Raw genomic sequence first — 11,262 nt, 5'->3', positions numbered from 1 at the left:
GCCATCAGAACTTGTACGTGAAACCGGCCAGGAACCGGCGCCCGTAGGTCTGATACTTGAGCCAGGCGTTGGGAACGGCAAGGCCGTTGATTTGCGCCAGGGTCGCCTGCCGCTCGTCCGTCAGGTTCTGGCCCTGCAGATAGAGCGAAAGGCCGTGCAGGCTCGAGTTCGCCGGGAAGTCATAGCCGACCTGCGCGTCATAGACGGTCTCCGCCAGCACCGCCTGACGATCGAGGCCACCGCTGAACAGCGAGAAGTCGCCCAGGAAGCTCGAGCGATAACGCATCGAGCCGCGGAGGTTGAAGCCGTACCGCTCATAGAAAGCGGTAAGGCTGCCGACCCACTTCGAGTAGCCCGGAATGGCCTGCTCCTGCCCAGCTGCGTTCATCGCCTTGGTCTTGGAATAACCAAGGCCGCCGGTGATGCCGAAGCCTTCCAGCGCCGGGGTGAAGACGTCGAACGGCAAGGTCGCCGCCAGCTCCGCACCCGCGATGTGACCACCCTTGGTGTTCACCGGGCCGCTGAACACGCCGATCGGCGAGCTCGGCACCAGACCCGGCGGCTTGGGGAAGCCCGAATAGTCGAAGTTGGTGACGTTGGCGCTCGGATCGATGTAGTCGATCAGGTGCTTGTAATAGAGCTGCAGGGCGACATAGCCCTTGGTCGCGAAATACTTCTCGAACGAGAGGTCAACCGCAGCGGCCTTGTAGGGGCGAAGCAGCGGGTTGCCGCCGCCGCCGGTGTAGATCGGCGGGTTGTAGGCCGGATTGTAGCTGAAACCGACGATGTTGTTCATGTCAGGCAGGCGCGGACGCATCATCTGCTCGGACGCCGCGAAGCGCACGACCAAGCCATCGGCCGAACGGAAGTTTAGGTTGAGGCTCGGCAGGACCATCCAGAAGCTGTTCTTGATGGTCGGGTTGATCGCGCCCTGCGAGGTGATTCCGGTGTGGATCGCCTGAACACCCAGGTTGCCGGTCAGCGTGTTGCCGTTGCCCAGGTCATGGTCGAAGTTCGCCATGGCGTAGGGCGACCAGACGTTCTCGCTGATGTTGTACGCCTGCGAGTTGCCGAAAGTGTTGGCGTTGTAGACCAGGATGCCGCCAGGCACGAGCGTGCGCGGATCGTAGGACAGGATCGGGCCAAAGCCGCGATCGAGCTGCACCGGGGTCAGCAGCAGGTTGCTTGGGATAGCGATCGAGCTGGCGCCATTGGGCGGCGACAAGACCGCTTCCTGCTGCGTCAGGTTCTTCTTGCGATAGGTGTGATCGACGCCGACCTTGATCGACCGGACGAAGCCGCCGATGTCCTGTTCGACCTCAGCGCGTGCTTCCTTGAGGTCGTCGCGGCTGCGGCGGATCTTGTCGTAGCCGGCCTGGATCGGGCTTCCGGACCACCCCTCCACGTCGGTCAGCACCAGCGCGGGGTTAGCGCCGTTGAAGCTGCTGGTGAACAGAAGGGCGTTATTGTCGGTGACGGTGTAGCCGAAGGTGCCGCCGTAGCTGGAGACGGGTAGCGGGTTGCCGGCCTGGTCCGTGGTCGGCAGGTTGCGGCCAAGACCGGCGGTAGTCTCAAGCCGGTCCTGATTACGGTCGGTGCGCGACCAGCTCAGGTCGATGAAGGCGCGGGTGCCGTGGAAATTGTCCCACTTGAGGTTGCCGGCCAGCGCATAGGTGTTGTTCTTGTTGTCGGTGGCGTAGTTCTCGATGAGCGGACGGCCTGTCCAGGTCGCCGAGGTGACGAGGCCGCCGGCGCCCGCCGCGCCGCCGCCAAGCGGCGTCGACTGGAAGCTGGTGACGGTCGATCCGCAGCACAGGATCGGCATCTCGAAGCCCTTCTGGTCGAGCTTCTCGTTGAAGTGCGAGTAGAAGCCGTCGACGGTCAGGGTGAGGTTGTCGGTGAACTTGGCCTGCACCGTGCCGTTAAGACCAAGGCGCTTCAGCCGCGAGGCTTCCGACCAGGTCTTGACGCCGCTGATGCCATAGTTGTTGCCGCCGTAACCGCCATACCCCCAGGCGTTCCAGTCGTGGGTTTGGTAAGGCTCGTCCGAGTAGGCCGCCGACAGCGCCACGCCGAGACGGTCCTGGGCGAACTGGTCAACGAAGGTGCCATAGACCCGATAGCCCTTGTCGGTGACGGTCGGGATGACCTTCTGGTCGACATAGGTACCGCGCGCGCCGACCGCGATCACCGGCTTGCGGTAGTCGAGCGGGCGGATGGTGCGAAGGTCGATCGAACCGACAAGGCCACCGGCCGTGTGATCGGCCTGCGCGGTCTTGTAGACGTCGACGCCGGCGAGGATCTCCGACGGGAACTGGTCAAATTCGACGGCGCGGCTGTCGTTGGTGGTCGTCTGCTCGCGCCCGTTCAGGGTGGTGGTCGAGAAGTCCGGACCAAAGCCGCGGATGGAGATGATGTTGGCGCGGCCGTTGCTGCGCTGGGCGGCGAGGCCCGGCAGGCGGGCGATCGACTCACCGATGGAGTTGTCGGGCAGCTTGCCGATGTCCTCGGCGCTGACGGATTCCACGACGGTCTCGGACCGCTTCTTCTTGGCGGTGGCGGACTGAAGGGCGGCGCGGAAGCCGCGAACCACGATGACCGAGCCTTCATCGGCGGGCGGCGGAGCGCCGGCAGTGTCCTGGCTGGCGGCACCGGTGATGGTGGGCGTCGCGTCCTGCGCGGCGGCGGGGCTTGCGGCCAGCGCCAGTGCGACGCCAAGCGCCAGCGGGCTCGCCGCGCTGCCAAAGCGCCGCAGATTCAGGTTGGATGTCACGTTTCTTCCCCTCCAGACGGCGCGCTCATGCAGGATTGCGGCCGGTAAGTTCCTCCAGGGCAGACCGATGGTCAGCCTCCAACCGTAACTTACCAGCCATATTCAGGAGCGAAACGGAGCGGCCGCGCTATACATACGTATTCAAGCGGCTACAGTGCGGCTTGGATGTCACAGCGGCGGCCAACTTCATTCGATATCGCGGCTTTGGCGGGTGTTTCCCAGCCAACCGTGTCGCGCGCCTTGTCCGGAAATCCGGCTGTCAGCGCCGAGACCCGCGCCCGAGTCTTCGCCGCCGCCGAAAAGCTCAACTACAAGGTCGACAAGAATGCCTCCGGCCTGCGGCGGCAGCAGGCGCGGACTCTGGCGGCGCTGTTCTTCGAGGACCCCACGCCCGACGAGACGCTGATCAATCCCTTCTACCTGTCGATGCTGGGATCGATGGTGCGGGCCTGCGCCGCGCACGGCTATGACCTGCTGATCAGCTTCCAGCAGCTGTCCGACGACTGGCACGTCGATTATGAGGACAGCCGCAAGGCCGACGGGCTGATCCTGCTGGGCTATGGCGACTATACGCTGCACCGCCCGCGGCTGGAGCAGCTGGTGCGGCACGGGACGCACTTCATCTGCTGGGGCAATCCGCGTGCGGCGGAGTTCGGCGCGGTGGTTGGCTGTGACAATGAGCAGGGTGGATTTGACGCGACGCGGCACCTGATCAAGGCTGGCCGGCGCCGGATCGCATTCATCGGCACGGCGACCGAGGCCTATCCGGAGTTCCTGGAGCGGCACCGCGGTTACGTCCGGGCGCACCAGGACGCCGGATTGCCGGTGGACGAACAGCTATGCGTTCCGGCCGGGCCGAGCGAGGCGGAAGGCCGGTCGGCGATGGCCGAGCTGCAGCGGCGTGGCGCCCTGCCCGACGGGCTGTTTGCCTCATCCGATCTGGCGGCGATCGGGGCGATGCACGCGCTTCAGGAACAGGGAGTGGTGGTTCCGCGCGATGTGTCGGTGGTGGGCTTCGACGATCTGGCGGCGGCGGGCTATGCCAACCCGCCGCTGACCACCGTCGCCCAGGACGCACGCGCGGCCGGCAAGGCGCTGGTCGAAGGACTGATCGCCAGCATCGATGAGCGCGGAATTACCAGCCAGCTGCTGCCCGGCACCCTCAAGGTACGGGGCAGCAGCCTGCCTTAGAAGGCTGCGCGGTGCCGGGCGCACCACATGCCGAAGCCAGCGATGACGAGGTAGCAGAGGGCCGGCAAGGTCAGCGCGGCGGCGAGACCGATCCTATCGGCCATGGCGCCGTAGATGGCGGGAATGATCGCCCCGCCGGCAATGGCGACGTTGATGATGCCCGACCCGTCCGCTGCCTTGGGCCCGAGCTCTTCGCAGGCAAGGCTAAAGATTGTCGGGAACATGATCGAGTTCATGAGGCCAATAGCAAGCAGGGTGTAGGCCGCGACATTGCCGCTCGTGTTGGCGCTGATCAGAATGAGGGTAATGGCGCCGATGGTATTGAAGGTTAGCACCTTGCCCGGGCTGACCACGCGCAGCACGGCGGAGCCGATGAAGCGGCCTATAAGCGCGCCGCCCCAATAAAGCGGGATGAGCTTGCCGGCCGAGAGGTCCGTCAGGCTGAGGACGCTAGGCTGCTTGAGATAGCTGACGATGAAGCTGCCGATGGCGACTTCGGCACCAACGTAGAGGAAGATGCAGGCCGCACCCCAACCGAAGCGGGTGCCCTTCAGAAGAGCCAGGCCGTCAGCAAGGCTGCTCGGCTCGTGCCGTTCACCCTTTAGGTGATTGCGGAACAGCCAGACGGCGCCGGCCACCACCGCGAGCGCGACGGCGAGGCCGAGATAGCCGCTGACGATCGCCTGCGTTTCGTTGGTCCGATAGGCGTCGAGCGCCGGGCCCGACAGTTCCTTGGCGCTGAGGCTCGCCAGGCCGCCCAGGATCAGGATCGAGCCGAAATAAGGGAAAATGGTGGTGCCAAGCGAGTTGAACGCCTGGGCAAAGGTAAGCCGGCTGCTGGTCGTTCGCGCCGGTCCAAGCAGGCTGATCAGCGGGTTGGCGACGATCTGCACCAGCACCACGCCTGCGGCGAGGATGAAGTAAGCGAACAGGAAAAGGGGGAACAGCGCTGAGCGGCTGGCCGGAATGAACAGAAGGCAGCCGACCAGCATGGTCACGAGCCCGGCGAGTGCACCGCGCATGTAGCCGATCCGCTTGACCAGGCGAGCGCCGGGAATGCCGACGACCGCGTAAGCAATGAAGAAGCAGAACTGGACCAGGCTGGCTTCGAAGAAGCTCAGCGTGAACAGCTCCTTCAGCTTGGGGATGATGACATCGTTGAGGCTGGTGATGCCGCCGAAGATGAAGAAAAGCGCAAAGACGAAATAGCGCAGTTCCGGCGCGTCGGTGTGGCCGCTCGCGGACGCTGAATCTTCCCCCGCCCCAATCGGCGATACGTGAGCCACGGCCATATTGAATTCCCCTCTCCTGCCGGACGCTAGGCGTTTCGCCCGCTTCCTGTCACCTGTGAATACCTATGCTGCTGCAATGCACAACTCACCTGCGCCCTTGGCAGTGGCGCGCTTCTTGGCCAGCGTATGACAGAAGAATGGCGGGAGGAAAGCGTCGGTGGATCAGATGACGGGTATGACGGAGAAGCCGCGGCTGAACTGGGCGGGGCTGTGGAACTTGTCGTTCGGCTTTTTCGGCATCCAGATCGGCTTCGCGCTGCAGAACGCGAATATGAGCCGGGTTTTCCAGTCGCTGGGCGCGAAGGTCGAGGAATTGCCGGCCTTGTGGGTCGCGGCGCCGCTGACCGGCCTGCTGGTTCAGCCGATCATTGGTTTCCTTTCCGACCGCACTTGGCTGGGCAGGTTCGGGCGGCGTCGACCCTATTTCGTGGGAGGTGCCTTGCTCGCCGCACTGAGCCTTGTCCTGATGCCCTTCAGCCATATTCTGCTGATGGCTGGCCTGCTGTTGTGGACGTTGGATGCGAGCCTCAACATCTCGATGGAGCCCTTCCGGGCGTTCGTTGGCGACGTACTCAGAAAGGATCAGCATACTGCCGGCTATGCCGTGCAGACCGCCTTCATCGGGGCCGGGGCAGTGGCGGGGTCAATCTTTCCCTACCTGCTCGAGCACCTGGGCGTCGCGAACGAGGCGCCCGGAGGCGGAGTGCCGCCGACGGTGCAGTGGAGCTTTTGGACAGGCGGTGCAGCACTACTGGTGGCGGTGATCTGGACCGTGTTGAGCACGCGGGAATATTCGCCCGACGAACTGCGAGAGTTCGGCGAGCCGGTTGGACACGAGGGCGGCGAGGACACGGTGCGCCTCCTTGCGAGCCGCAGCTTCGGCTGGTGTTTGGGCTGGATTGCGGCAGGAGCAGTGGTGATCTTCGGCACCCGTGAATTTGCGCTACAAAAAGAAGTCTACCTCCTGGGCGCTCTTCTGGCCGGTTATGGCATGCTCAGCGCTTTGGCGATCGGCCTGGTCCGACAGGGCCGCAGTGCAGGGATGCTCGCCAGCATCGTTGGTGACTTTTCCGGCATGCCTCCGGTCATGAAGAAGCTGGCACTGGTGCAGTTCTTCACCTGGTCGGCGCTGTTTATCATGTGGACATTCACGACACCGGTGGTCGCCCAATATTTCTTCGACACGACGGACAGCAACAGCAAGGCCTTCCAGGATGCGGGAAACTGGGTCGGCGTTCTTTCGGCGGTTTATAATGGCATCGCTGCTGTCGCGGCTCTGACCCTTTTACCATTTCTGTCGCGCAAAATTGGAAAGGTGCGGACTCACGTCTTCGGGCTGCTTTGCGGCGCAGCGGGGTTTGCCAGCCTTTTCATCCTGAGAACGCCGAACCAGCTTATTTTCGCCCAGATAGGGATCGGCATAGCATGGGCGTCATTGCTCGCCATGCCCTATGCGATCCTCGCCTCCAGCCTGCCGCAGCGGAAGCTTGGCATCTACATGGGGCTGTTCAACGTGTTCGTGGTGGTGCCGCAGCTGCTGGTGGCGACGGTAATGGGTTCGATCATGAAGGCGTTCTTCCCCGGGCAGCCGATTTGGACCATGGCGTTCGCGGCCGGGACGCTGGTGCTGGCTGCCTTGGCGACGCTGAGGGTGCGGGAGAATGCGCCCGCCGTGTGACAAAAGGTTCATGGCTGGACCAAGGTCCACCTGTGGAACTTTGTCGCGCAAGCGAACTTGAAGCGGGGCGCTCGACTGCGTAGCCCTTCGTCGAGCGTCGCCGCCCGTCCGCCGATCCGCAGGTTGGCGGACGAGGGGCTGACGCCCAAGTGCCCCCTCCCCTTCCGGTACGATCTTCTCCATGAATGAACGAATGACGGCACGGCCGCTGCGGCTTTCGGTCAAGGTGGCGGGCCACCCGACCCCAACGGCAGCGCTGGCGTGCTTGCTGATGTTTAGCGCGGCGCTGGCTGGCTGCGGCAATGCGTCCCGGCAGGCCGGTGGCGCGGGTGGGCGCGGCGGTCCTGGCGGGCCGGGCGGCGGGCCGAAGGAAGTTGGTTTTGTGGTCGTCCAGGCCGAGAATGTGCCGGTCGTGAACGAGCTTGGCGGGCGCACGGTCGCGTTCGAGACGTCGGAAGTGCGGCCGCAGGTGACCGGGCTGGTGCAGCGCCGGTTGTTCACCGAAGGCAGTTTCGTCCGGCAGGGACAGCCGCTCTACCAGATCGACGCGCGGCTTTACCGGGCTGCGGCCAATCAGCAGCAGGCCAATGTCGCCAACGCCGAGGCGGCGGCCGACGCGGCCCGGGCGCGCGCGGCGCGGTACAAACCGCTGGCGCAGATCGAGGCAGTCAGCCAGCAGGATTATACCGACGCGGCGGCGCAGGCGCGGCAAGCGGCGGCGCAGGTCCGGCAGAACCAGGCCGCGCTCCAGACGGCGCGGATCAACCTCAACTTCACCACCATCCGGGCGCCGATCAGCGGCAGGATCGGACGCAGTCTGTTCACGCAAGGTGCGCTGGTCAGCAACAGCCAGGCCGATCCGCTGGCGGTGATCCAGAAGGTCGACCCCATCTATGTCGATATCCAGCAATCGAGCGCGGCGCTGACCACCTTGAAGCGCGCGCTTGCGACCGGCGGCGCGACCCCCGGCAGCACGCAAGTGCGCCTGAAGCTCGAGGACGGCAGCGACTATGGCTACACCGGCACCGTCCAGTTCAGCGAAATGATGGTCAACGAAGCGACCGGCACGGTGACCTTACGGGCGCGTTTCCCCAATCCGCAGGGCACGCTGTTGCCGGGCATGTTCGTCCAGGCCAGCTTCATTCAGGCGGTGACCCCGAACGCCATCCTGGTGCCGCAGCAGGCGCTTCAGCGCGAGCTTGGCGGCGAGGCGTTCGTCTTTATCGTCGGACCCGGCAACAAGGCCGTGCGGCGGAGCGTCAAGGCCGAGCGGACCTACGCGAGCAGCTGGGTGGTGACCGGCGGACTGAACCCCGGCGACCGGATCATCACGCAAGGGCTCGCCAACCTGCGCGAAGGCGCGCCGCTGAAACCGGTGGCGGCAAGCACGCCCCAGAAGATTGCACCGCGCCCGCCTGGTCAGGGTGGCGGCGGCGCTGCCGGCGGGCGTGGCGGCGCGGGGGGCGGCCGCTAGGGCATGTCCAGGCTGTTCATCAACCGGCCGATCTTCGCCTGGGTGCTGGCGATCATCGTCATGCTGGCCGGCATCGGCTGCATTACCCTTCTGCCGGTCGCGCAATATCCGGACGTCGCCCCGCCCCAGGTCAACATCCGCGCGACCTACCCTGGCGCCAACGCCCAGACGGTCGAGAACAGCGTCACCCAGATTATCGAGCAGCAGCTGACCGGCCTCGATGGGCTGCTGTATTTCTCTTCCACCTCAAGCTCGCGCGGGTCGGTCAGCATCTCGGCCACTTTTGCCAAGGGGACCAATCCCGACACTGCGCAGGTGCAGGTCCAGAACCAGGTCCAGCAGGCGGTCAGCCGACTGCCCCAGCAGGTCCAGCAGCAGGGCATCCGGGTCACCAAATCGAACGCCGACTTTTTGTTGATTGTCGCGGTCTACGATCCGACCAACCGGCTGACCAACATCGACGTGTCCGACTATTTGACGTCCAACATTCAGGACCCGCTTTCGCGCATTCCGGGTGTGGGCGACGTCAACGTGTTCGGAAGCCCCCGCGCCATGCGCATCTGGCTCAATCCGGCGCGCCTGGCGGCGGTGTCGCTGATGCCGCAGGACGTGATCGCCGCCATCCAGAACCAGAACACCGAGGTGGCGGCCGGGGAGGTGGGCAGCCTTCCCACCGCCGGGTCGCAGCTGCTCAACGCCACGGTCACCGCCCAGTCCCGTCTGCAGACCCCGGAGCAGTTCGAGAACATCATCCTCAAGACCCAGCCGTCGGGTGCGACCGTGCGGATCGCCGATGTCGCGCGGGTGGAGCTTGGTGCCGAGAACTACAATGCGGTGATCCACGTCAACGGCCATCCCGGCGCGGGCATGGCGGTGAGCCTGGCGCCGGGCGCCGACGCGCTCAAGACCGCCGACCTGGTAAAGGCGCGGATGACCCAGCTGGCGACCGGTTTCCCCAGCAATCTGAAGCATACCTACGCCAACGACACGACGGCCTTCATCAAGCTGTCGGTCGACGAGGTGGTGAAGACGCTGCTCGAGGCGGTCGTGCTGGTCGTGATCGTCATGTTCGTGTTCCTGCAGAGCTGGCGGGCGACGCTGGTTCCCGCGATCGCGGTGCCGGTGGTGCTGCTGGGCACCTTTGCGATTTTCTACCTGGCTGGTTTCAGCATCAACACGCTGACCCTGTTCGGACTGGTGCTGGCGATCGGACTGCTGGTCGATGACGCCATCGTGGTGGTCGAGAATGTCGAACGCCTGATGGAAGAGAATCCGGGGATGAGCCCCAAGGATGCGACCATCGAATCGATGAAGGAGATCCAGGTAGCGCTGGTAGCGATCGCGGTGGTGCTGTCGGCGGTGTTCCTGCCGATGGCTTTCTTCGGCGGTTCTACGGGGGTCATCTACAAGCAATTCTCCCTGACCATCATCAGCTGCATGGTGCTGTCGGTGCTGGTGGCGCTGATCCTGTCGCCGGCCATCACCTCCACCCTTCTCAAGGCACGCAAGAAGCCGGAAGAGGAAGCCGCCGAGCGGCACGACGCCAACCGGTTCATGGCGCTGACCCACCGCTTCCAGGACTGGTTCAACCGCACCTTCAGCCGGGGGGTCGACCGCTACGAAGGGGCGGTGAAGGCGGTGATCGCGCGCGGCGGTGGCTCGCGTTGGGAGTCTATGGGATCGTTTGCGTGGTGCTGGTGGTGCTGTTCTTCGGCTTCCGTCGAGCTTCCTCCCGACCGAGGACCAGGGTGCGGCGAGCATCCAGTTCCGCCTGCCCGCCGGCGCGACCCAGCAGCGGACGCTGGAAGTGCAGAAGGGCATTGAGGATTATCTCAACAAATATGAGGGCAAGAACCTCGCGACCGTCTTTACGGTCGCGGGCGGCGGTGGCGGCGGTGGCGCGACCGGCCAGAATACCGGCCAGGGCTATATCAACCTGGCGCCCTGGGATGAGCGCAAGGGCAAGGAGAATGGCGCGGACGCGATCGTCGCGCGCGCGTCGGGCGCTTTCCGCGGATTTCGCGATGCCCAGGTGTTCGCGCTGGTGCCCGGCGCCATCCGCGGACTTGGCCAGTCGAGCGGCTTCACCATGGAGCTGCAGAATTCGAGCGGGATGAGCCGCGACGCCTTTGCGGACGCGCGCGACCAGCTCCTCGCCGCCGCCAACGCCGACCCGAAACTGACGGGCGTGCGCCTGTCCGACCTGCCCGAAGTTGCCCAGCTGGACATCAACGTCGACCAGCAGAAGCTGACCGCACTCGGGCTCAACCAGGGGGACGTCAACAGCACGCTGGCGACGGCCTGGGGCGGGCGGTACGTTAATGACTTCATCGACAAGGGCCGGGTCAAGCGGGTCTACGTCCAGGGCGACGCACCCTATCGCAAGGACCCGTCGGACCTCAGCCAATGGTATGTCCGAGGGTCAGGCGGGCAGATGTCGCCCTTCTCCGCTTTCGCTGCAACCTCGTGGGACACCGGCCCTTCGAGCCTGTCGCGCTTCCAGGGAGTGCCCGCCGCCGAGTTCCAGGGCCAGGCCGCGCCCGGCGTCAGCTCGGGCGAGGCGATGGACCGGATGGCGCAGCTGGCGGCTCAGATACCGGGCACCAGCGTGGCCTGGGCCGGCGCTTCCTATCAGGAGCGGCTGTCGTCGGGACAGGCGCCGCTGCTGTACGGACTGTCGCTGCTGGTCGTCTTTCTGTGCCTGGCGGCGCTGTACGAGAGCTGGTCGATACCGGTCGCGGTGCTGCTGGTCATTCCGCTGGGGCTGGTCGGCGCGAGGCGGGGGATCATCGCAGTAACCCTGCGCGGGCTGGAAACGACGTCTACCTGCAGATCGGGCTGCTGACGACCATGG

The 11,262-nt window shown here is 65.1% G+C and carries 5 protein-coding genes and 1 pseudogene; 4 read left to right on the top strand and 2 right to left on the bottom strand.

The annotated features are described in order from the left end of the window. Nucleotides 1–4 precede the first annotated feature (4 nt). Nucleotides 5–2,773, bottom strand: coding sequence for a TonB-dependent receptor (locus M8312_RS00030; RefSeq protein WP_250118363.1), 2,769 nt, complete (start codon nucleotides 2,771–2,773; stop codon nucleotides 5–7). Between the two features lie 165 nt (nucleotides 2,774–2,938). On the opposite strand from M8312_RS00030, the gene M8312_RS00025 reads away from it, so the two are divergent. Then, entirely contained in the window at nucleotides 2,939–3,964 is a 1,026-nt protein-coding gene (locus M8312_RS00025; protein ID WP_250118362.1) for a LacI family DNA-binding transcriptional regulator, read from the top strand. On the opposite strand, the gene M8312_RS00020 is transcribed toward M8312_RS00025, so the two are convergent. Beyond that, nucleotides 3,961–5,256 (bottom strand): sugar MFS transporter, encoded by a 1,296-nt coding sequence (locus tag M8312_RS00020; protein WP_250118361.1) that lies wholly within the window; start codon nucleotides 5,254–5,256, stop codon nucleotides 3,961–3,963. The two genes, M8312_RS00025 and M8312_RS00020, sit on opposite strands and share 4 nt — an antisense overlap. Before the next feature lie 166 nt (nucleotides 5,257–5,422). Here M8312_RS00020 and M8312_RS00015 point away from each other — a divergent pair, with 166 nt between their 5' ends. The 3 genes and pseudogenes from M8312_RS00015 to M8312_RS00005 all read left to right on the top strand — a co-directional run. Continuing rightward, on the top strand, nucleotides 5,423–6,934 hold the full coding sequence (locus tag M8312_RS00015; protein ID WP_250119794.1) for an MFS transporter: 1,512 nt from the start codon (nucleotides 5,423–5,425) through the stop codon (nucleotides 6,932–6,934). Nucleotides 6,935–7,127: 193 nt separating this feature from the next. Further along, nucleotides 7,128–8,408, top strand: a complete 1,281-nt coding sequence (locus M8312_RS00010; protein WP_250118360.1) for an efflux RND transporter periplasmic adaptor subunit — start codon at nucleotides 7,128–7,130, stop codon at nucleotides 8,406–8,408. 3 nt (nucleotides 8,409–8,411) lie between these two features. Next, nucleotides 8,412–11,261: pseudogene (locus M8312_RS00005) on the top strand (efflux RND transporter permease subunit); the annotation flags it as partial. Between the last annotated feature and the right edge of the window lies 1 nt (nucleotide 11,262).

The organism is Sphingomonas sp. KRR8 (assembly GCF_023559245.1).
Lineage (GTDB): Bacteria > Pseudomonadota > Alphaproteobacteria > Sphingomonadales > Sphingomonadaceae > Sphingomicrobium.
This window is presented reverse-complemented; position numbering and strand designations above follow the sequence as displayed.

Coding starts and splice junctions, on each gene's coding strand:
- M8312_RS00015 (WP_250119794.1), top strand. CDS start 5,423: ATGACGGGTATGACGGAGAAGCCGCGGCTGAACTGGGCGGGGCTGTGG.
- M8312_RS00010 (WP_250118360.1), top strand. CDS start 7,128: ATGACGGCACGGCCGCTGCGGCTTTCGGTCAAGGTGGCGGGCCACCCG.
- M8312_RS00020 (WP_250118361.1), bottom strand. CDS start 5,256: ATGGCCGTGGCTCACGTATCGCCGATTGGGGCGGGGGAAGATTCAGCG.
- M8312_RS00025 (WP_250118362.1), top strand. CDS start 2,939: ATGTCACAGCGGCGGCCAACTTCATTCGATATCGCGGCTTTGGCGGGT.